Raw genomic sequence first — 21,389 nt, 5'->3', positions numbered from 1 at the left:
CTAATTTTCATTTGGTCCCATTTAACATAACAGCTAAGATTATTGGCATTTTAGTCAAAAAATCATTAATTTAATACTATCTCATTAACGCCCTAAAAAACTAATAATGAACCATGGCTACCATTCTAGTTGTTGAAGACAATCGTACCATACTTGAAAATACTGCAGAACTATTGGAAATGGAAGGTTATTCGGTTATAACGGCTACCAATGGAAAGGAAGGCTATGCCAAAGTTTTGAAGTTCTTGCCGGATCTTATTGTCTGCGATATCTGGATGCCGGAAATGGATGGCTTTGAACTATTGAAAAGTTTGGGAACCCATGCCGATCTGAAAAATATACCTTTGATTTTTTTTAGCGCTAGAAGTGAAAAAAAGGATATCAAAAAAGGTATTGACATGGGGGCCTATGACTTTATTGTAAAACCATCTGACCTATCAGATCTCCTAGTCTCGATCAAAAATTGTTTGTTAAGCAGAAAACTTATTTAGGTTGCAGTAAGGCATGCTTGCCCAAATCTAAAAAAACCTTTCAATCATACGATACCATAGGTGTTTGGATCAATGTCCGTTATCCATAATAATGTGCAAAGCCTTTATAAATGTCTTTGGAAAGACAAGCTGCAACCTAATATGTACACAGATATTTTATTCTTTAAAATCCATTGCGCGGATAGATAAAACAATCAACGCTACAATAATTGTCCAAAAAAATTGGATACTACTTTAGACTATGCCATACTTTCAAAGGATAAATAAAGAAAAATTAATACCTGTAAAGGGCATTAATTTTGGAAAACGCATTCGGCATATCTTCTTTTTCCATTAAATAGACCTTTCCTCCATTCAAAAACGTCTTCATAGCCACCTTATTTAAAAGGGACACATTGGAAGGAAGCAATTCTTTATCCACTCTAACCGAATATTTTTCAGGCTCATAAATCCCCCATATATCTTCATTTTTCTGAACAAATAAAGTATCTATTTTTCCTTGAATGGCAGCAGGCAAAATTTGCTCTATATTGCTGGATGTTCTTGCGGTCCCGTCAAACTTTTTAAAATTATCTATTTTTTCCAAACGTTCCTTGTCGAAAACAGGACTCAACTTATCCCACGCCAATTCCCGTAACTTGGACACATCCATTTCCGTTGGATCCAATGAAATATGATCTGCCAAGAGATATTTGAAGGTATTTACCTTCTGATAAATGGGGAACAAATAATCCTGACAAGCTATAATCAAAGGTTTGTTTTCATTTTGAATTAGGGTCATTAGGCCCCTGTCCAAAGCCGAAAAATACCTCCCAATCTCATTCTTACGATCGCGGTCTGCCTCTTCATGACCATGAAAAGTAGCCGCACCGTGCCCTTCCTGCTGACTTCTGAACTGCAAGCTCTTCTGTTCAAAATCATACCCCACCCTCTCTTCAATTCGACTCGGGATTATATTCTCTATGTACACTTCGGCACTACTGTATCGGGTGTTTTTATACAATTTTACCTTTTCCAATTGTAACCAAAGTAAAAAAAAGGATTCGTCCCCTGTAAAAAAAGGCAGCAATGGGGTAAGATATAAACTGTTCGCCACATGGTTGAAAGATTCAAAGGGAATAGGAAGCGAATACATTTTAACGATACCATTGGTTAGAAAAAGTGCCAATCCATTGGATTGGTGTCTCCAAAACTCCCCGTCGTGGATCAGTTCTTGAATAGGGGCAATTAATTCTGCAATTTCTCTATTACCCAAAGGTTCCCGCTCCAATTTATTTTTAACTTCCTTTAAATGATTTTTAAGCATTTTTGCATCCTCTTGTTGTAAAACCTCTTCGCCCTTTTGATGGGTAGGCATATAAATAGATATGCAATGCACATTGCGAATGCTTTCCAAATCCTGTATCTCTTTTTTGGTTAGAACTGTCATTTTACGATGTTTTTTCAGATTATTTACTTTCAAAACAAGGTAATTGTTCTTAGAAATTTTTGAAATGATTTAGGTCAGGAATATCCACATTTGTAAGTAATGCCCCTTAGAATTAGGTAGCCCAATAGTATAAATAATATTAGTCACAAATACCACGGTATTTTATTCCGCATCATTAGGCCTCAAAGAAAATTGCACAAGTTGATCCCCCTCTATGTCAAAAAGCGGTGTGCCCACAAAATCTGGTTCCACTTTTTTAGAGGCTTCACTCTTTAAATAAACCAACGATCCCTCAAAATTTGGATATTTCTTCCTGAGAATATCGTACTCTGGATTAACACAGTCCTTTCCCCATATGCCCAACATGAATTTCAAACCGGCCTCATCCTCTCCATACTGTCCTTTGTCATCGGTTTCCAAAACCCATTGATTCAACACAGAACGGTATTTCTCCAATACTTTGGAATATTGAGGATTTTGCGCCAAATTGTTCAATTCAAAAGGATCGGCATTTATATCATACAATTCTTCCGAGGGCCGCACAGCGGCCATGAAGCGATCTTGTGCCTCATTCAACTTTCCTTCCGCATGCAATTGTTTCATTACCCCTACAAACTCTACCATATCAAAATCCATATATGTAGGTTGTGTATAAGGCCTGTCCGTCATAAAGTTTCGGATATACTTAAACTCCTTGGACCGCACGGACCGTATCCGGTCTATAGTAAAATCGCAACGATCTCTGGTAGAAATCACAAACTCCCGAGGGTCTATGGACGCATTAAAAATATCCCTGCCTTCCATATTTTCCGGAATAGGAATTTTGGCCAAAGCAAGGGCAGTTGTTCCCAAATCCAATCCGGCAATCAGGTCGGAATTCACCGATCCATTTTGTATTTTTGATTTCCCTTCCCTAAAATCGGCAATGATCAAGGGCACCTGTAGTCCCCCATCATAAAGGAATTGCTTATTCCTGGTCAAACGCATTCCATGATCGGAAAAAAAGAAAACTATAGTGTTCTTTAACAGATCGTTTTCCCTGAGTTTACCCATAATCTCACCTACTTTTTCATCGGTAATCTGAATGGCATCCAGATGGTTGGCGTACTCTTCCACTATAGCCGGGTGATGAGGCAAATAAGGTGGCAGTTTTATCTGGGAACGGTCCACCGGGGAAGCCACGTTCTCCTTGAATTTGGAATTGAAAATTTCCTTTCCCCCGTACATCTGAATCTGCCCAAAAAAGGGTTCTTTCCCTTTCAAGCTAGCCAGATCTAACCGTTCACCACTTTTCCCATACAAGGGATGGTATACATACTCCTGATCATACAGGTCTTTCCTATCGTACACAAAATTATAATCGTCCTTGCCATTATTGAAGGTGAAATATCCGGCCCCTTTAAATAGTTCGGGAATCGTTTGCGCCTGTTCGGGCAAATATATGGCCGACTCAGTAGTCCTGGAACTATGATGGTTTTGTGCCCCGAAACTAGTAGACATCATACCCGTGATGATACTGGACCTACTTGCCGAACATACAGGGGCGGGCATAAATACATTTTTATAGAGCACTCCCCTTGTGGCAAGACTGTCTATATTGGGAGTATCAACCAATGCCGCACCATAAGAGCCCAATAAAGGTGCCGTGTCCTCCAAATAAATCCAAACAATATTGGGCTTATCGGAAGTGTGGTTCCCCTTAGTTTTGTCCATTTTATCACCTTTACATGAAAAAAGAAATGTCACTGCCAATGAAAGCTGAAAAATGATTTTTAAATTCATTTTATGGATTTAGGATTATGATAGTTGTTCTATGTATAAACTAAGACAAGGTATTGAGCATAGCTATACCCCGAATATAAGAATTTTATCATTGTAGATTATTGGCACAGCAATTACCAACTAAATGGCCCTTCATATCTTTGCAATTGCAACTTGGAAACCATGAGGATACAATAGGGTTTTTCACACTAAAATCTCCAATATCTTATTGTGCTTTTACAAAATTGGAAGCAAATTCTTTGTCCTATAAAATAATATGTATACCATTATCGGCCTCCCCTACCTCACCATTATTCTTTCTATTAATGTTTAAACTAAATAGTTATATTTATGAAAAATATGACTTTTAGCCCAACAACATGATAAATCCACTTCGGATGGTCCGTTTCCTTGCTACATTAATAATCCCCATATGCTCCATATTCCTATTCACCCAATGTGAAACCCAAAAAAAAGAACCCGAGTTTTTGATGCGGACCGCTCTATTGGTCAATGAAGATCATGCCTGGTACAAGGCCTTTGCTTATTTTGCGGAAATTGTGGAGGAGCGTTCCGAAGGACGCATCAAGGTAGAGCTGTACCCCTCGGAGCAATTGGCCAAAGAGATCGAGGCCATTCGCCTGATCCAGGCCGAAGTTATCGATTTGACCACCACCGGATCCACTTTGACCAATTGGTTCGAAGTGGCTACTTTTTGCGAGTTGCCCTTTTTAATGCAGGACTCTACCGATATGAACCGCTACATAAATGGTCCGGTAGGCAGATTAATGGAGGAAGAAATGATTAATAAGGCCGGATTGCGTGCCCTTGGCCATTTTGAAAGGGGGCCACGACATTTAACTTCAAATAGGCCTATACGCCATCCAGATGATCTTAAAGGCTTAATTGTCAGGGTACCCAACGTTCCCGCATTTGTAACTACCTGGGGCGCCTTGGGTGCCAAACCTACCCCAATGGCCTTTTCAGAAGTTTTTACCTCACTGCAACAAGGCACCATAGAGGCCCAGGAAAATCCTTTCGCCATGATCGATAATGCCGGTTTTTCGGAAGTTCAGAAATACCTCAACCTTACGGGTCATGTTATTAGTTGGGTGTACCCCGTAGTGGGTGAAAGACAATTTCAAAAGCTACCCCCGGACCTTCAGGAAATATTCTTACAGGCAGGTAAAGAAATGCAAGCCTATGAACACCAGCTCTATCTTGAAAACGAAAAGAATGTCCAGGAAAAATTAAAGGCCGATGGGATGCAATTTATAGAGGTGGACAAAGAAGCCTTTGCAAAAAAAAGCGAAAAGGCTATTTATGAAAGCCTATCGCCCGAAATGCAAAAAATTTATCGAGAACTCAAAAAAGAAAAAGACAATGCCAAATAAAACTATTGGGCGCCTACTTAAAATAGGAACTTTATTAAGTACATATGGACTGCTGTTCACTGTTCTGCTTCAAATAATTTGTCGTTTTACTCCTATCAATACTCCTCCTTGGACAGAGGAGGCCTCACGTCTCTTCTTTATTTATGCCATGTCTTTCGCCGCAGGTCTGGCTATGAAGAATGAATTTTATGTGCATTTGGACATGTTTTACCATCAATTCCCAGAAAGGATCAAAAAAATATTGAATCTGGCAGTACCGGCAATTACCCTGGTTCTTTTCGTAGTCATGGCCATATACGCCATTAAATTCGTGATTTTGGGAATACCGGAAAAATCTCCCAGTATGGGCTTCAATATGGGCATCGCCTTCTTTAGCATCTTTATAATGTCTGCATCAATTACTTATTACCTCCTAATAAAAATTATGAAAATTATGAAAAATTCTAGACCATGATTTGGATATTGGTTATCGTTTTTATTCTTGGTCTGATACTTCGCTTTCCTATTGCCTTCGCCTTAGGACTTGCCTGTTTAAGCTATTTGGTTATCAAAGGGGTTCCTTTGATCATTGTACCCATGAAAATGTACTCGGGCATAGATGTCTTTGTATTGCTCAGTGTTCCTGGGTTTATACTTGCCGGAAATCTGATGAACCAAGGTGGGCTCACTGAAAAGATAATTAAGTTCTGCAACCATCTTTTAGGTCATATTCGCGGTGGACTTTCCCTGGTCAATATTGGTGCTTCCATGCTTTTTGCAGGAATTTCGGGTACGGCCATTTCAGATACGGCAAGTATGGGTTCCATTATGATCCCTGCCATGAAAAAGGAAGGTTACGATACGGACTTTTCATGTGCCGTTACAGCAGCTTCCTCCACCATAGGCCCCATAATTCCACCCAGTGTGCCCATGATCATAGCCGCAACCTTGAGCGGCCTGTCTGTAGGGAAATTGTTTTTGGCAGGCGCACTCCCTGGTTTGTTATTGGGCGTTGGACTTATGTTCACCGCCTATTTTATATCCAAGCGAAAAAAATACCCAAAGCACAAGCGCAGCAGCTTAAGGGATGTGGCACGCAGTTTTGTAGATACCTTTTGGTCGCTATTGATGACCTTTATTATCCTTTATGGAATTGTGGGCGGAATATTCACTCCAACAGAGGCCTCTATTATCGCTGTAGTCTATGCTATGATTATTGGAAAGTTCGTTTACAAAAAATTGAATTTGAAAAACACACAGGTCATTATCCTGGACAGCATGAAGACTTCGGCCTCCTTGATGGTCTTGGTAGGTTTTGCCAATCTATTTGGATATATCTTGATTACAGAGCAAATTCCTCAGGAGATATCCGCTGAAATTCTGGGGTTTTCGGACAACAAATATGTGGTTTTACTACTGATCAATTTGCTTTTGATCGTAGTAGGTACCTTTATGGAAACCATTGCCGCATTACTGATACTTTTCCCAATTTTATTAAAAGTGGCTATGGCCGTGGACGTGGACCCCATACATTTTGCCGTGATAGCCGTGCTGAACTTAATTATAGGATTAACTACTCCACCCGTAGGGGTTTGCCTTTTTGTGGCTTCCAGTATTGGGAAGATTTCCATTGGAGCGGTAAGCAAGGCCGGACTACCATTTTTGTTGGTCAGTTTTTTGGTGTTGATTTTGGTTACCTTATTTCCATGGTTCTCATTGGCATTGCCCAACTTATTTATCGATTAAATTGAGATGACCAGGAGCATTTTGAAATTGCTAGGGAATAGAGCATTAATATTGAAAACTTATATATTATAATTAAAACCTTTAAACCAATGAAACCTATAAACACAGCTTTATGCTCTTTCGGAATGAGCGGATACGTTTTTCACGCTCCCTTCATTGAGGTACATCCGGCCTTCAATTTATACGGAGTTTGGGAAAGGACCAAAAACAACGCCCAGGCAAAATATCCAAACATAAAAACCTTCCGCACTTTGGAAGAAATGTTGGCAGACCAAAATATTGAACTGGTAGTTGTAAATACCCCAAGTGTTACACATTATGATTTTGCCAAACAGGCCATCAATTCCGGAAAAAATGTAGTTGTAGAAAAGCCGTTCACTGCAACTGTTGAACAGGCGGAAGAACTGATCCAGTTAGCGAAGGAAAAAAATGTAGCACTTTCCGTTTACCATAACAGAAGATATGACAGTGATTTTAAAACGGTCAAAAAGATTTTGGATGAGGGATGGCTTGGAAACATTGTTGAAGCAGAGATTCATTATGATCGTTATGACCCAGGGCTGAGTTACAAGCTTCATAAGGAAATACCCACAGCCGCCGTTGGAAGTATATATGACTTGGGTTCACATTTGATAGATCAGGCATTGGTGCTGTTCGGTATGCCAAATGCAGTCTTTGCCGATCTGGATACCTATCGCCCCAATTCCAAAGTAGGGGACTACTTTGATATAAAATTATTCTATAGCACCCATAGGGTCATTTTAAAATCCAGCTATTATGTCCGAGAGGCTTTGCCAGGAAATATTATGAACGGAACCAAGGGCACCTTCATTAAATCCAAAGCCGATATTCAGGAAGCTGAACTTCAGGCCGGAAATATACCGGGATCCAAGGATTGGGGCGCAGAACCGGATAAAGAGAAAGGACTATTGCATACCGAAAAAGATGGTAAGATCATAAGGGAACAGGTCCCTACCCTAAATGGGGATTATATGGAATACTATGAAGGTATTTACCAAGCCTTGCGACATAATGGGTTAGTCCCGGTCACAGGAACGGAAGGCATGGATGTCATTAGAGTCATAGAAGCCGCACTAAAAAGCAATAGGGAAAAGAAGGTCATTGATCTATGAAAATCAGAAATTTCAACCCCTGTTTTTACTTAAACAGCTAAAATCAGGGTCAGTAACCTTGACTAGCAGGCTACAACAAGCTGGTGCCGTATATAGGTTAAATAGTGGATAGGCAATAAAATTATGCGCTAACCTACTTGTAGGCTTATGCATCTTGAAAAATAAACAACTCAGATCCAATTTCAAAAAATTGGAATTATCATAATTTATACTACTTTTGTGCAATCGATTACAAAGTGTTGATTGTACTGAGCATTATGGCTTTGGGAATCACATACACGGAAAACCAACAAAAAAACAGAAGGCCACAAAAATTATCAAAAGAAAGACCATGAAAACATTGAACAGAAAAAACACCAATTTAGAATCGACCCCGCCAATTAAAATCATACAATTTGGTGAAGGAAACTTTTTAAGGGCCTTTGTAGATTACGCCTTCCAAAAATTAAATCAAGAAGCCAATTTTGATGCGGGCATAGCGGTGGTGCAACCCATAGACCGGGGAATGGTAAAAATGCTGAACGATCAAGATGGACTTTATACTCTATTTTTAAAAGGAATTCAGAAGGGCAAGGAGATTCAACATAAAGAGCTTATCACCAATATTGTAAAAGGAGTGGACCCTTACAGCAATTTTCAAGACTACCTGAGCCTAGCCAAAGAAGAGGAGCTTCAGTTTATTATTTCCAATACTACGGAAGCGGGTATAGCGTATGTAAATACGGATACAATGGATATGCAGCCACCGAGTTCATTCCCCGCCAAACTCACCCTGCTGTTACACGAGCGCTTTAAACATTTTAAAGGGGATGCCAATAAAGGTTTAACTATAATTCCTTGTGAGTTGATCAATCATAATTCGGACAATCTCAAGGAAATAATATTGAAATATGCCGATGACTGGAAACTGGGAGAAGACTTTAAAACTTGGCTTAATACGCATTCCACATTCCACAATACTTTAGTAGACCGAATAGTACCAGGATATCCAAAGGATGAAATTGAGACTTACAATTCCCAATTGGACTACAAGGACAATCTAATTGTAGCAGCAGAAACATTTTTTCTTTGGGTGATTGAAGGTGATGAAAAACTTAAAGAAAAGTTGCCCTTTCATAAAACCGATCTGGATGTAAAGATTGTTGCGGACATGCAGCCCTATAGAACAAGAAAGGTTCGTATCTTAAACGGTGCGCATACCGCTATGGTGCCCTTCTCCCTCTTATATGGAAATACTACAGTAAAGCAAACGGTAGACAACGATTTTACGGGTACATTTGTTAATAACGCCATTTTTAATGAAATTAACCATACGCTCCCAATGGCCAAGGAAGAGCTGGACAGCTTTGCAGAAGAGGTTTTGGACCGTTTTAGGAATCCGTTTATTATTCACAACCTATCCAGTATCGCCCTAAATTCTGTTTCCAAATTTAAGGTGAGGGTCTTACCCAGTTTATTGCAGTATGCAGACACCCATAAAAAAATACCCACCAATCTCACCTTTTCCTTTGCAGCCCTTATTCGTTTTTATAAAGGCAGCTGGAAAGGAGAGAATCTACCTGTAAATGACAGTGATGACATAGTGAATGCTTTTGCCAAAATCTGGGAATCCAATAATTATTTGGAAATAGCCAAAAAGGCCTTGAGCAATGTAGAGTATTGGGGAGAAGATTTAACTCAAGTCGTTAATCTTACAGAGGCGGTGGCCCTTGCTTTGGAAGAAATTGACACAAATGGTATTGAAGTTGGATTTGCCAATTACAGCAAAAGGTATTAGGCCATTAAAACAAAACTAATTAGAAGTCATTAAAATGAAAAGTAAAATTATAAAAGTAAATTCATCGGATAACGTTGCAGTTGCCTTGGTCAATTTAAAGGCAGGAGAGGTAATTTCCTTTGAAGGCGAGGAAATTACAGTGATATCGGATGTCAAATCCAAACACAAAATTGCCCTGCACAAATTTGAAGCCGGGGACAGTATCTTTATGTACGGAGTGCTTGTTGGAAGTGCCAATGGTAGAATTGAAAAGGGAGATGTTCTCACCACCGAAAATGTAAAACACCAAAGCGAAAAGGTTTTTGGAAAAACGGAAACCATTGGTTGGACCGCTCCCAATGTCGAAAAATGGAAAAGTAAAACATTTCTTGGCTATCATAGGGAAGACGGACAGGTAGGAACGGAAAACGTATGGCTATTTTTTCCTTTGGTCTTTTGTGAAAACAGGAATATAGAAATCCTCAAGGAAGTTTTTGAAAAGGAGCTTTTGAAACAAAAAGTGAATCCCCACCAGATGTTGCTTCGCTCCTTGGTGAACAATAGCCCTGAAGAAGCCTCGGTAGAAAGCAATTCCACTAATGTATTCGATAATATTGATGTGAAATTTATAACCCACCCAGGGGGCTGTGGCGGTATACGACAGGATTCCGAAAGCTTGGCCAAACTATTGGCGGGCTATGTTAACAATCCCAATGTGGCCGGAGCCACAGTATTGAGCTTGGGCTGCCAAAACCTGCAGATAAGTGTTTTTAAAGAAGCCTTGAACACCATCAATCCAAACCTCAACAAACCTGTTCTTATTTTTGAGCAACAGCAAATGGGTACGGTAGATGAAATGTTATCGGCCATTGTAAAAGAGTCCTTTGAGGCCATTAAAAAAGCCAATAATGCCGAGCGTAAACCGGCCCCTTTGTCCAAATTACGGGTTGGGTTGGAATGTGGTGGATCTGACGGTTTTTCAGGTATTTCAGCAAACCCCACTTTGGGGGCGGTTTCTGACTTGTTGGCTGCTTTGAACGGAACGGCCATATTATCCGAGTTTCCAGAATTATGCGGGGTAGAACAGGAATTGGTAAACCGATGTGTGGAAGATGAAAAGGGACAGAAATTCTTAAAGCTAATGAAGGCCTATGAGAAATCGGTAGTAGATGCAGGTTCAGGTTTCGACATGAACCCATCACCAGGAAATATTAAGGACGGCCTTATTACAGATGCAATGAAATCGGCAGGAGCCGCCAAAAAAGGGGGAACCTCCCCAGTACAGGATGTTTTGGATTATGGGGAATACATAACCAAACCCGGCCTTAACTTATTGTGCACACCTGGAAACGACGTGGAAAGTACCACGGCCATGGTAGGCTCGGGGGCCAATGTGGTCCTGTTTACCACGGGATTGGGGACACCAACAGGAAATCCTATTGCCCCAATTATTAAGGTCTCTTCAAATACGGAACTCATGGAAAGAATGCCAGATATAATCGATATTGAAACCGGAGCGGTAATACGCGGTGAAAAAACCATAGAGGAAATGGCGGAAGAAATGCTGGATTTTATAATCGAGGTAGCCAGTGGTAAGATTCAGACCAAGGCCAAATTGTTGAATCAAAACGATTTTATTCCATGGCGTAGAGGAGTATCCTTGTAGCCATAGGCTTAATAATTATATTTTGGAAGGTTGAAGTAATAGATAATTACTTCAACCTTCTTTATGTTTTAAGGACGATTTTCTTACAATCAATTCAGGGGTAAGCACTATATTTTTGGATATTTTGGTGTCCTGGGTATTGCTTACCTCTTCCAAAAAAACTTGGGCCGCCACTTTCCCCATTTCCATAGGAAACTGGTCTACTGAAGATATAGTGGTCAATTCCATAAATTTGGTAAATGGTTCGTTGGAAAATCCAACAATACAAATGTCCTCCGGAATTTCAAGTCCACTCTCCTTTATTTCCTGTAAAGCTCCTAAAGCCGCAAAATCACTGGAAGAAAAAATAGCATCGGGTGGTCTGTCCATATCCAGCAATGCCCTAGCGGATTTTCTGCCCTCCACCACCTTACTCATGGTTTCTATAACCAGACTTTCGTCGAATTCAATACCATTATCAAGCAAGGCCTGTTTATATCCTAAAAACCTATTGTTGAAAATTTCAAACTGTCGGTCGTTGGACAGGTGGGCTATACGCTTGCACCCTTGATCTATTAGGTGCTTGGTGGCATCATAGCCACCCTTAAAATCATCTATAGTCACTGAGCTAACCCCTTTTAAATCCTTTTTTCTATCAAAAAATATTAAAGGAGTCCTTTTACTTCTAATTAACTTATTAAAGCCCATATTATCCTCCAAATTGGCGTTGGAAATAGACATTAAAATTCCATCTACCTGTACATTTAAGAGCGAGTTTATTTTTTCAATTTCTATATTTTCCTGATTGTTGGTCTGACAGATTATGACGTGGTAACCCTTGGGATACAGTTCTTCTTCAATACCACGTATAACCGATGAAAAGAAATTACTATCAATTCTAGGAACAATGACACCTACATTATAACTTTTCCCACTTTTTAAGGCCAAGGCCACTTTATTCTGTTCATAATTCATTTCCATAGCCGTGCCCAGAACAAGCTGCCGGGTATTTTTGCTGATCTTCGGATTATCGTTTAAGGCCCTGGACACAGTCGCAGCCGTAAGACCAAGTTTGGCCGCAATGTCGTAAATGGTGGTTTTCTTTTTCATTAACTAAATCAATTCCAAAAATCTGGTTTGGTATCCTTTGCAAAATTGGATGCCTTGTTGGACGATATCTCCAACCCACTAGGTTAAAGTAGTTGCAAAATTAGCGTAATTATACAACACCTTGCTATGCTGGACTGTTCAATCATAATTCTTAATACCTATACTCGATAATCGAGATTAAAACCTGCCTGCCTTTGTCGGTAGACAAGCTTGCCCAGAGGTAGTTTACTGTAATATAATAAAGGGCTACAGCTTGATTGACATATATGGTTGGTAAGATATAATTTTTTATCTATATTGGTGTAATCGATTACAAATATTGTTTTAAAAGAAATCCAATAGGTATCTTACACTACTCCTGCAGATGAAGTATGAACCCGCACAAAACTCACAGTAATGCTCTTTTCCAACAAAACCTTCCTTCTAATTTTACTAGTGATGCCATTTAATGGGGCCCAATCTACTTCCCCGCATGACCTATGGCCACAATGGATTGCCTATGTTGAACCTTATGAAGTTACGGTAGCCAAAGATGGCAGTGGAGATTACACAACTATTCAAGCCGCTATTAACGCGTCCAAGGCATACCCTTCCCCACGTGTAATCATAAAGGTAAAGGCGGGAATATACAAGGAAAAAGTACATGTATACTCCTGGAACCCAAAATTGTCCCTTATCGGAGAGGATAAAAATAACACCATAATTACTTATGACGACTATTTTGACAAAATAGCTCTGGGTAGAAACAGTACCTTTCATACACCTACCCTTCTTGTGGAAGGGAACGATTTTTACGCTGCCAACCTAACTATAGAGAATACGGCCGGACCAATAGGCCAGGCTGTTGCCCTAGCTCTAAGTGCCGATAGGGTTTTGTTGGAAAACTGTAACATTTTGGGAAATCAGGATACCTTGTATACCTCTGGAGAAGGTTTTAAACAATATCTCAAAAACTGTTTTATAGAGGGAACCACCGATTTTATTTTTGGCAATGCCACGGTTGTTTTTGAAAAATGTACGATACATAGTAAATCCAACTCTTTTATCACAGCGGCCTCCACGCCCCAAGGCATAGGCTTCGGTTATGTCTTCCTAAATTGCATACTTACGGCTGATCAACAGGCCACAGAGGTCTATTTGGGACGACCATGGAGAACCTTCGCCAAAACAGTTTTTATCGAATGTCACATGGGCAATCATATACTGCCCATTGGCTGGGACAATTGGTCCAATACAGAAGCGGAAAAAAAATCGTTTTATGGGGAATATAACTGTGATGGTCCGGGTTATCAACCTACCACAAGAGTCGCTTGGTCACACCAATTAACTAAATTGCAGGTAAAAAAGTATACCTTAAATAATATTCTGGCAGAAAAAAACCCTTCTTTGCCAACGCATTGGTATCTAGATTCCAAAATTGATTGAAAATAACTCCCCATATAAGTTGAACTGTACCTTTAAAAAAACTAAAGATTAGCTTATGAAATACCTTATAGTTTGTTTTTTCGCCTTTAGTGTTTTGGGATATTCCCAAGAAAAACCTACCTTATTCCTCATTGGGGATTCTACCATGGCCGATAAACCTGACCCTGAACACAATCCAGAGCGCGGTTGGGGGCAGATGCTGCCCCACTTATTGGACGGTGCTGTCCATATACAAAACCACGCCGTAAATGGCAGGAGCAGTCGTAGCTTTATTTCAGAAGGGCGGTGGCAAAAAGTATTGGATGCCATAAAACCTAAAGACTATGTATTTATCCAATTTGGCCATAATGACCAAAAGCAACAAGATTCAACCCGATATACCAACCCGTATACCCAATACCGTTATAACCTCGAACGCTTTGTAAATGAAACTAGGCATAAAGGGGCTTTCCCTATTCTTTTAAGTTCCATTAGCAGACGAAATTTTAATGAAAACGGTGTATTGATAGACACCCATGCCGCCTATCCTTTGGTAACCAGAATGGTTGCCAAGGATTTAAAAGTGCCTTTTATAGACTTACAATTACTGACCGAACAAATGGAAATATCCTATGGTGTTGAAGGTTCTAAAAAACTCCATCTACATTTTGCCCCTGGAGAAAATGCGCATAGGCCAGATGGCATTGAGGACAATACACACCTATCAGTAACTGGTGCAACCTTGGTTGCCCAAATGGCCTTAGATGAAATGGAAAGGCAACATATAAAATTCTAAATTCCTTCAAGAAAGCCCGAAACTATTAACACCTTTTATTATTGCACAAAATTACTTGCTATCAACCACCTTTTAAGGGACTCTGGCCAATAAGTATTGGTTCCTTCCCTACCCAATCCAAAACCATGGCCTCCATTTTCATATATATGCATTTCTGTAGGCACGGTATTCTCCTTAAGCCCTAATAGGTAATTAATACTATTTTCTACAGGTACAGCCTTATCATCCACAGCATGTATCAGAAAAGTTGGAGGTGTTTTGGAATCTATTTGTCTTTCATTGGAATATTTATCAATTACATCAGCACTGACATTGTCTCCCAACAAATTTTTTCTGGAACCATTGTGCGTAATACCATCTTCCATTGAAATTACCGGATAAATTAAAATAGCGAAATCTGGCCTGGCGCTTATGGTATCGGATGCATAAACCTCTTCCCCGTAATGGGTGGCAAGCGTTGAAGCAAGATGGCCACCGGCAGAAAAGCCCATTATGCCAATTTTGTTGGGATTCAATTCCCATTTGTCCGCATTCCGCCTTAGCATTCGTAAAGCCTCTTGTGCATCTTGAAGGGGCCCGATAGTCTTGTCTATCATAATAAGGTCACTAGGCAGCCTGTACTTTAAAACGAATGCCGATACTCCAATACTATTAAACCATTTAGCTACTTTGTACCCTTCCTTATTAATGGCCAAATGGGAATAACCTCCTCCTGGGCAAATAACTACGGCAGTACCACTGGATATATTTTCATCGGCCAAATAAGCAGTCAAGCTAGGGTTGGTAACCTTACTGACTCCCCTAATTTCTTGGGCATCATCAAAGGTCAACAGCTCTTTGTAATCCTTATCCTCAATGGAATTTGGAACTGCAGCGGGCCAAACGGGAACAACTTCTTGGGCCTTTACCGATAATCCTCCAAAAAAAGTAAAAATTAGAAATATTAAATAGGTGAATAATTTTACTTCCTTTACCCGGATCATATTTTCATTTTATATATTTCGCTTCCTGCCAACAAAAAACATCCTAAGCCATAGTCCTCAAAATCAGGGACCTTATCATAGGACAGTGGCTGACCATCCTTTGGTTCTTTACCGGTAGATTGCAGATATCCTAAAAATCCATTGGTATGCATACCTTCCTCAGTCATAGCTTTCCAACCTTTTTCTATAACAGGAAGATAGGTGTTTTTGTCCAAAATTCCATTATTTACACCATAGGTCATGGCATAAATAAATAGGGCGGTACCCGACAACTCCTTTCCTCCATAATTCTTGGGGTCATGCAAACTTACATTCCAAAATCCGTCTTTTCTCTGAATAGGGACCAGGGCTTCCGCCATGGACTTCAGGTCCTTAATATACTGATCTCTATGGGGGGCATCATTAGGGATAATACTTAAAACTTTTGCCAAGGCCGCTATTACCCATCCGTTTCCTCTACTCCAATAACAATCTTCACCATTGGGTTCCGCATAAGGTGGATTAAAATCGGCATCCCTCCACCAAAGTCCATCTGTGGGATTAAAAAGTCCGTTATCGCCGTGCTTGTTCCTGGTATATACATACATCCCGTACATTTTCTCAAAGTATCGGTTGTCCTTCTCCAAAACGCCCAATTTAGCAAAAACGGGCATTCCCATTTGAATGGCATCTATCCAAGACCAATCGTCCAATTGCGGGGTGTTCAGCAGCATATTAATACAGGCCTTGGTGTTCTTCAATTTTTTGGGGTCCGGCTCCAAATTGTACAGATCTATATAGGTCTGGGCAGCACAGTAATCATCCGCGTTGCGATTGGCATTGCCATTTCTAAAACCCCATCCGTGAAATTCCGCCCAATCATAGGCATAATCGTAATAGGCTTCCTTAGGATAAATTTCATGTAATGCCATAAGGCCTTCATAATATACTCCCCGTGTCCAAATATTGCTTGGGCGTTCCTTATTGGTTATGATCGTTTTGCCTACATCTGGCCATTTATTCATAAAATAATCATTGGCCAATTGCATTTGCTCCAATACTTGGGCCTTATCGGAAATCTGGGCAAACATCGATTGTAATGTTATGGCCGCTAAACATATAAATAACAGTTGCTTTTTCATTTTTTATGAGTTTAATTCATCTAATTCTTTTTTAAGGGAACCAAAGTAACAGGGCCTAAAATACCCGAGGGCATTGGTTTCCATTGGGTAGCATCGAACTTTTTGTAGTCCTTGTCTACCATATTTATTTCGTAGAAATTTTTCCATTCCTCACCTCTAAGTTCCATTGCCCTGATTCTATTGGCGGACAAATTTGTAACCTCAAGTGTTATTATATTGGTGCCCTGGTGGAGTGCCCCAATGTTTATTTCGAAGGGATTGGCCCATAAAGTTCCAAGATAGGAACCGTTGACCCAAATTTTGGCACTTTCACGTACTTCACCCAACTTTAATAACCAAGCATGTACAGTGTTGTCTGGATTTTGAAACTCCAATTCATATTTGGCTGTCCCGGAAAATTCCTCTGCATCCTTCCCTAAGGAGGTCCAAGATTTTAGGGCGCTAATAGTATCATTTTCAGGCAAAACTGGCCCTCCCCTTAAAAAAGATATCTTCCAAGGTGTCGATAAACCGTAAGTAATTTCACCAGCTTCAAAATATTCCCAATCCTTGTACTCGGAGTTTTCTCCTGTTTTCAAAAATAATGTTTCGCCGGGCTTCAATTGTACCTTCACCATCGTCCCAACATCCTTAACCTCTATTATTGCTTTCCCGTAATTGGATGTATTGGGGTCGAATATAAGCACCTCCTTATATATTCCGTTTATTGGAATGTATTGGTCGATGGCTTTTGAGGTGTGATTTACCAGATAATAAATTTTGTCCCCTTCCAAGTCCCTTCTGATAAATTTCAGGCCGCTTTCCACCAACTTTTCGGGCAGAACCTTAGCCATTTCCAAATCGGAAAATATATTCCCTGAAAGAGAAATCAGCGATTTATTTTCCAACAGCAATTGACGCATTTCACTATTCCCAGCCTCATAGTTATTAAAACCTGGCACGTTTTCGGGAAGGTTTTGAAAAATAATATGTGCCCCCTGCCTTTTTAGATCCACTAGCTTTTTCAAAGTGTTGAGTGGCATATACTCGGTGGTAGGAACTACCAAGCTTTTATAACTCCCTCCGGGCAAATGAATTTCTCCATTCCCAAAATGTGCCTTTTCGATAAATCTATCGGAAATAAAATCCAATCCAAAACCCGACTTTATGAGACTCTGTGCAGTCCCGTAAAAAGGTTGATTGTGCAGCCATTCCTCCAAGGAATGTATTTTGAATTGGAAGAACAGGTTTCCCTCCAAATAACTGTTCCATACATCGTGGATAGGCCAATACAACAAGGTTTCGTTGTCCGGTTTGCCTGCTTGCAAAAAGGATTGGCAATTGGCGATATAAGAAAACAATTGCTCTTCATCTTCTCCCAAAGAAAGATTGGGGTTGAAATTTACTGAGGCATAAAATTTCCACCCTGGCCATTGGGCACGTTCCGGAGAATAGGTAGTGCCATGTAAAAAGACATGATTCACGCCGTTCAGAAAAAGATCTTCCACTTCTGGCTTACATTGGGACAAGGCAGTTTTAAAATGATCCCGCAACCAGGTAAAGGTCTCCGAGGAGGTGAAGGGCTTTCCTGCAATATGAGCCGCCGAGGAAGAAAATTTCAGCATTACAGGATCTGCATCGCCTTGTCTAATATCTTCCATTTCCCTACGCAGTCCTGGTATATCGTAAGGCATAGATCCGAAAGTTTCACATTCAGGAATATCTGCCGAGGCATAGAGATCGATCAGATTTCCGGGAGAACCATGTGCCTGAAGTCGCGACTTAAAATTTTTACTGTGGGCCCAATCGGTCCAAGGATTATCAAAATTTAATAACAACAAATCCGAAAGCGTTTCCCTATAATCACTTTTTATCCTATTGCCCTCTTCCTTATCCTCCTTGCTCAACAATAATGGAAGAAAGGGTTTTAGATCGTAACCTCTATACTTTTCAAAGGCTTCAAAAAAACCAGGTGTATAATCGGTCCCATAAACTTCATAGCTATCATTAAAAATGGAACGAATTCTACCTTCAAACCCAGTTAAAGCTTCATTAAAAGGTTCTACATATGCCTTAAGTGCATTGGTGGAATAATGATCAAGGGTGAAACCACTACCACCTGGAGCTGCCCGCTTTACCTCCTGCCCTGTTTTACCCTCAAATACGGCATATATGGTGTAGTCTTCTTTTTTTGCCTTCCATTTTATTGAATTCTCTTTTAATAAAGGGGTCAAGTCCGTATACCCCCCTTTATTTCCATAGGCCAGTAGGTATTTTAAGGTGGCGGGTTGCTTTTCCTTAAGATCCTTGACCTGTATGTCCTCGGAAAAAACTACGCCTCTTTTCACCTTATAGGTCTGGGCAATCAGCTTGGTTGCGGCATATTCAGGGGTTACTTGTGGCCCACCATAAGGCCATCCGGTCCCCAAGGTTAAATCTACCTGCATCCCTAAACTATCTGCAGTGCGGATTGTATAATCCAACATGTCCATCCATTTGGGAGAGAGGTAATCTATAAAATTTGGCTCTTCACCTCTTACCCCGTATATGGGGGCAATTTCTACCCCTCCTATACCCACATTGTGCAAGTCGATTAAATTCTGTTTTAAATTTAAAGTATCCACAGCACTGCCCATCCACCACCAGCGGGTAAAGGGCTTTACGGTTTTGGTTTGGCTGGGTACAATTCCGGTGTAATCTTGGGAGTACCCCATTAGAACAAGGAGAGAAAACACTATTAAGGCAACTCCCGTTTTGTTGAATGACCTACTGTTCATTTTGGATTTAGTTTTTAATTTCTAATGTTCGAATAAGCAATCCTATTATATAATAAGCTTCGTTTTTATTGGCAGTATACATCTATTACCGGTACCCAGCAAGACCTCTTCTAAAAGAAATTAACCATATGGTAATCGATTACATTAGTTCCAATAAGAATAAGAATATTATTTCAAAAACCTAAAAATAGTATCTTCATTTACTTCCGGCATCCTGTGCCATCCTGTATTCTTCTATTCTTCAAAATGAAATTGATTGGTAATCTTTCTTGCACAATAAACAGTGCTTCACATTTATGTTACAGCATAGTACAGGATACTAGTACAGAACCAATCCATTATCTTTAGTCGTTTCATTACTCAATATTATGTTCTATTTTTTATGTTTTTCTTTCCATTTTAGGTAGTTCCCCTTCATACAATACACTCGGCTATTATGGATGGCCCCCCAATTGGAACCAACTAAAATTGATTACTGAGTTGGGCCAGGAGGATTTTTATTAAGAATTTAACAGTCCATATATTAAATAATAGAGACCAGATTAAATAGCGTTAACATATCCGAACAACCAAAAAGACAACCTTATGAAAGCATCTCTTTATTCCCTATCTCTTGTTTGGCTGATTGCCTTTACATCCTGTAAAAAAGAAGTGGAGAAAGGCCAGCTCATACAATTGACCAATACGTCAGAAGTGGAATTACTGGACAAGCCCGTTTCCATTGGGAAAAAATTACTGTCACTGAACGACAGCCTTGTAAGGTATCCCCTTGTTTTATCCCAAACAGATACCATTCCATCACAGCTCAATGACACCGATATGGACGGACAATGGGACGAGCTTTTTTTTGTGGCCGATTTTAGGCCAAAAGAATCAAAGTCCATTACACTTATTTGGACAGATAAAGAACCTATTTACGAGCCCAGAACAAGTGTCAGGTTTGGCAAAAGAACGTCTGTGGACAAAGCTGTGCAACCAGCTACCAATGAAACCATGTTGGCCAATGAACTGCCCAAAAGCCTAGGCTATCAGCAATATCAGACAGATGGCCCATCTTGGGAAAATGATAGGGTGGGGTTTAGACATTATTTGGACGGCAGGAATGCAAAGGACCTTTTCGGCAAAAAGACTAGCAGCATGTCTCCCGAGGATGTTGGTCTAGATGCCGCTGGTGCCGTTGAGGATAACTACCATGTTATGGAAGATTGGGGCAGGGACATTCTTGCGGTTGGCAACTCTGTAGGATTGGGTGGATATGCCCTTATCAACGAAACCGAGTTTATGAGGTTGGGGGTAACCGTGGAAGATTCTATAAACAATGTGGAAAAAACTACCTTCCACATAGATGTCGAGGGACCGGTAAATTCCATAATATCCTATACCTATAATAATTGGAAGCCCAATAACAGGACCTATTCGGTAAAGGAAACCACCTCTATCTGGCCCGGCATCTACGGTTTTAAAAATACGGTATCCGTATCCGGACTTACAGGCGATGAAGATTTAGCCGTTGGACTGGTGAACATTAATACGGACCATTCATTGGGCGTTCTTGATGAAAACAGTAAATACGTGGTTTTGTACACTCATGACAAACAGACCTATAACAAGGAATGGTGGTTGGGCATGGCCTTGATATTGCCAAAAGACAAATATTTGGGATTTACCCAAGCCCCAAAAACCGGACCGCTTTCCAATAGTTTTCTAGCTAAACTTAAAATCGAGGACAACCAACCTGTAAGCTATTATGCCATTGCCGGATGGGAACTAAGCGACGAAAAATTTAGTAACGAAACCTACTTTACGGATTATCTAAAAAAACTAACCGGGCAACTCTCCGCTGTGGTCGAAATAGAAGTAAAAAATTAATTGAAAATTAAAAAGA

Annotated in this window: 16 protein-coding genes; 10 read left to right on the top strand and 6 right to left on the bottom strand. The window is 40.1% G+C overall.

Annotation, left to right across the window (positions count from 1 at the left end):
• Positions 1 to 113 precede the first annotated feature (113 nt).
• The gene (locus MWU84_RS12925; RefSeq protein WP_246901898.1) at positions 114 to 491 is read left to right on the top strand and encodes a response regulator; all 378 of its coding nucleotides are present in this window, start codon (positions 114 to 116) and stop codon (positions 489 to 491) included.
• 274 nt (positions 492 to 765) lie between these two features.
• Here the strand turns inward: MWU84_RS12925 and MWU84_RS12920 are convergent, their stop codons facing one another.
• On the bottom strand, positions 766 to 1,920 hold the full coding sequence (locus MWU84_RS12920) for a hypothetical protein (RefSeq protein ID WP_246901897.1): 1,155 nt from the start codon (positions 1,918 to 1,920) through the stop codon (positions 766 to 768).
• A 162-nt stretch (positions 1,921 to 2,082) separates the two neighbouring features.
• The gene (locus MWU84_RS12915) at positions 2,083 to 3,702 is read right to left on the bottom strand and encodes a sulfatase-like hydrolase/transferase (RefSeq protein WP_246901896.1); all 1,620 of its coding nucleotides are present in this window, start codon (positions 3,700 to 3,702) and stop codon (positions 2,083 to 2,085) included.
• A gap of 377 nt (positions 3,703 to 4,079) precedes the next feature.
• Between MWU84_RS12915 and MWU84_RS12910 the strand changes: the two genes are divergently transcribed.
• The 6 genes from MWU84_RS12910 (at position 4,080) to MWU84_RS12885 (ending at position 11,355) form a co-directional block, all read left to right on the top strand.
• Positions 4,080 to 5,075, top strand: coding sequence for a TRAP transporter substrate-binding protein (locus MWU84_RS12910; protein WP_246901895.1), 996 nt, complete (start codon positions 4,080 to 4,082; stop codon positions 5,073 to 5,075).
• Positions 5,065 to 5,529, top strand: a complete 465-nt coding sequence (locus MWU84_RS12905; protein WP_157730728.1) for a TRAP transporter small permease subunit — start codon at positions 5,065 to 5,067, stop codon at positions 5,527 to 5,529. The genes MWU84_RS12910 and MWU84_RS12905 overlap by 11 nt, the downstream gene beginning before the upstream one ends.
• On the top strand, positions 5,526 to 6,800 hold the full coding sequence (locus MWU84_RS12900) for a TRAP transporter large permease (RefSeq protein ID WP_031441937.1): 1,275 nt from the start codon (positions 5,526 to 5,528) through the stop codon (positions 6,798 to 6,800). The genes MWU84_RS12905 and MWU84_RS12900 overlap by 4 nt, the downstream gene beginning before the upstream one ends.
• Before the next feature lie 89 nt (positions 6,801 to 6,889).
• Positions 6,890 to 7,933 (top strand): Gfo/Idh/MocA family oxidoreductase, encoded by a 1,044-nt coding sequence (locus MWU84_RS12895; protein ID WP_246901894.1) that lies wholly within the window; start codon positions 6,890 to 6,892, stop codon positions 7,931 to 7,933.
• Between the two features lie 331 nt (positions 7,934 to 8,264).
• Positions 8,265 to 9,710, top strand: a complete 1,446-nt coding sequence (locus tag MWU84_RS12890; RefSeq protein ID WP_246901893.1) for a tagaturonate reductase — start codon at positions 8,265 to 8,267, stop codon at positions 9,708 to 9,710.
• A 34-nt stretch (positions 9,711 to 9,744) separates the two neighbouring features.
• Positions 9,745 to 11,355, top strand: a complete 1,611-nt coding sequence (locus MWU84_RS12885) for an altronate dehydratase family protein (protein ID WP_246901892.1) — start codon at positions 9,745 to 9,747, stop codon at positions 11,353 to 11,355.
• A 51-nt stretch (positions 11,356 to 11,406) separates the two neighbouring features.
• Here MWU84_RS12885 and MWU84_RS12880 read toward each other — a convergent pair whose 3' ends face one another.
• Positions 11,407 to 12,444, bottom strand: coding sequence for a LacI family DNA-binding transcriptional regulator (locus MWU84_RS12880; protein WP_246901891.1), 1,038 nt, complete (start codon positions 12,442 to 12,444; stop codon positions 11,407 to 11,409).
• Positions 12,445 to 12,840: 396 nt separating this feature from the next.
• Between MWU84_RS12880 and MWU84_RS12875 the strand changes: the two genes are divergently transcribed.
• On the top strand, positions 12,841 to 13,869 hold the full coding sequence (locus tag MWU84_RS12875; protein ID WP_246901890.1) for a pectinesterase family protein: 1,029 nt from the start codon (positions 12,841 to 12,843) through the stop codon (positions 13,867 to 13,869).
• Positions 13,870 to 13,924: 55 nt separating this feature from the next.
• Complete coding sequence (locus MWU84_RS12870; protein ID WP_246901889.1) at positions 13,925 to 14,644, top strand: rhamnogalacturonan acetylesterase; 720 nt, start codon at positions 13,925 to 13,927, stop codon at positions 14,642 to 14,644.
• A gap of 38 nt (positions 14,645 to 14,682) precedes the next feature.
• Here MWU84_RS12870 and MWU84_RS12865 read toward each other — a convergent pair whose 3' ends face one another.
• The 3 genes from MWU84_RS12865 to MWU84_RS12855 are packed head-to-tail and all read right to left on the bottom strand — an operon-like array spanning position 14,683 to position 19,504.
• Positions 14,683 to 15,627: an alpha/beta hydrolase gene (locus MWU84_RS12865; protein ID WP_246901888.1), complete on the bottom strand. Its 945-nt coding sequence runs from the start codon at positions 15,625 to 15,627 to the stop codon at positions 14,683 to 14,685.
• Entirely contained in the window at positions 15,624 to 16,748 is a 1,125-nt protein-coding gene (locus MWU84_RS12860) for a glycoside hydrolase family 88 protein (protein ID WP_246901887.1), read from the bottom strand. The genes MWU84_RS12865 and MWU84_RS12860 overlap by 4 nt, the downstream gene beginning before the upstream one ends.
• Before the next feature lie 20 nt (positions 16,749 to 16,768).
• Positions 16,769 to 19,504 carry a glycosyl hydrolase gene (locus tag MWU84_RS12855; RefSeq protein ID WP_246901886.1) on the bottom strand — a complete coding sequence of 912 codons (2,736 nt, stop codon included), beginning with the start codon at positions 19,502 to 19,504 and terminating at the stop codon, positions 16,769 to 16,771.
• Between the two features lie 585 nt (positions 19,505 to 20,089).
• Here MWU84_RS12855 and MWU84_RS12850 point away from each other — a divergent pair.
• Positions 20,090 to 21,373, top strand: a complete 1,284-nt coding sequence (locus tag MWU84_RS12850) for a DUF4861 domain-containing protein (protein WP_246901885.1) — start codon at positions 20,090 to 20,092, stop codon at positions 21,371 to 21,373.
• The last annotated feature ends 16 nt before the right edge of the window (positions 21,374 to 21,389 follow it).

This window comes from Arenibacter sp. F20364 (assembly GCF_023015905.1).
Taxonomy (GTDB): Bacteria; Bacteroidota; Bacteroidia; order Flavobacteriales; family Flavobacteriaceae; genus Arenibacter.
The sequence above is the reverse complement of the archived record's forward strand: the minus strand, read 5'-3'. Positions and strand labels throughout refer to the sequence as shown.

What these genes read in the sequence shown, in the direction of transcription:
- MWU84_RS12925 (WP_246901898.1), top strand. Translation starts at nt 114, where the DNA reads ATGGCTACCATTCTAGTTGTTGAAGACAATCGTACCATACTTGAAAAT.
- MWU84_RS12920 (WP_246901897.1), bottom strand. Translation starts at nt 1,920, where the DNA reads ATGACAGTTCTAACCAAAAAAGAGATACAGGATTTGGAAAGCATTCGC.
- MWU84_RS12915 (WP_246901896.1), bottom strand. Translation starts at nt 3,702, where the DNA reads ATGAATTTAAAAATCATTTTTCAGCTTTCATTGGCAGTGACATTTCTT.
- MWU84_RS12910 (WP_246901895.1), top strand. Translation starts at nt 4,080, where the DNA reads ATGGTCCGTTTCCTTGCTACATTAATAATCCCCATATGCTCCATATTC.
- MWU84_RS12905 (WP_157730728.1), top strand. Translation starts at nt 5,065, where the DNA reads ATGCCAAATAAAACTATTGGGCGCCTACTTAAAATAGGAACTTTATTA.
- MWU84_RS12900 (WP_031441937.1), top strand. Translation starts at nt 5,526, where the DNA reads ATGATTTGGATATTGGTTATCGTTTTTATTCTTGGTCTGATACTTCGC.
- MWU84_RS12895 (WP_246901894.1), top strand. Translation starts at nt 6,890, where the DNA reads ATGAAACCTATAAACACAGCTTTATGCTCTTTCGGAATGAGCGGATAC.
- MWU84_RS12890 (WP_246901893.1), top strand. Translation starts at nt 8,265, where the DNA reads ATGAAAACATTGAACAGAAAAAACACCAATTTAGAATCGACCCCGCCA.
- MWU84_RS12885 (WP_246901892.1), top strand. Translation starts at nt 9,745, where the DNA reads ATGAAAAGTAAAATTATAAAAGTAAATTCATCGGATAACGTTGCAGTT.
- MWU84_RS12880 (WP_246901891.1), bottom strand. Translation starts at nt 12,444, where the DNA reads ATGAAAAAGAAAACCACCATTTACGACATTGCGGCCAAACTTGGTCTT.
- MWU84_RS12875 (WP_246901890.1), top strand. Translation starts at nt 12,841, where the DNA reads ATGCTCTTTTCCAACAAAACCTTCCTTCTAATTTTACTAGTGATGCCA.
- MWU84_RS12870 (WP_246901889.1), top strand. Translation starts at nt 13,925, where the DNA reads ATGAAATACCTTATAGTTTGTTTTTTCGCCTTTAGTGTTTTGGGATAT.
- MWU84_RS12865 (WP_246901888.1), bottom strand. Translation starts at nt 15,627, where the DNA reads ATGATCCGGGTAAAGGAAGTAAAATTATTCACCTATTTAATATTTCTA.
- MWU84_RS12860 (WP_246901887.1), bottom strand. Translation starts at nt 16,748, where the DNA reads ATGAAAAAGCAACTGTTATTTATATGTTTAGCGGCCATAACATTACAA.
- MWU84_RS12855 (WP_246901886.1), bottom strand. Translation starts at nt 19,504, where the DNA reads ATGAACAGTAGGTCATTCAACAAAACGGGAGTTGCCTTAATAGTGTTT.
- MWU84_RS12850 (WP_246901885.1), top strand. Translation starts at nt 20,090, where the DNA reads ATGAAAGCATCTCTTTATTCCCTATCTCTTGTTTGGCTGATTGCCTTT.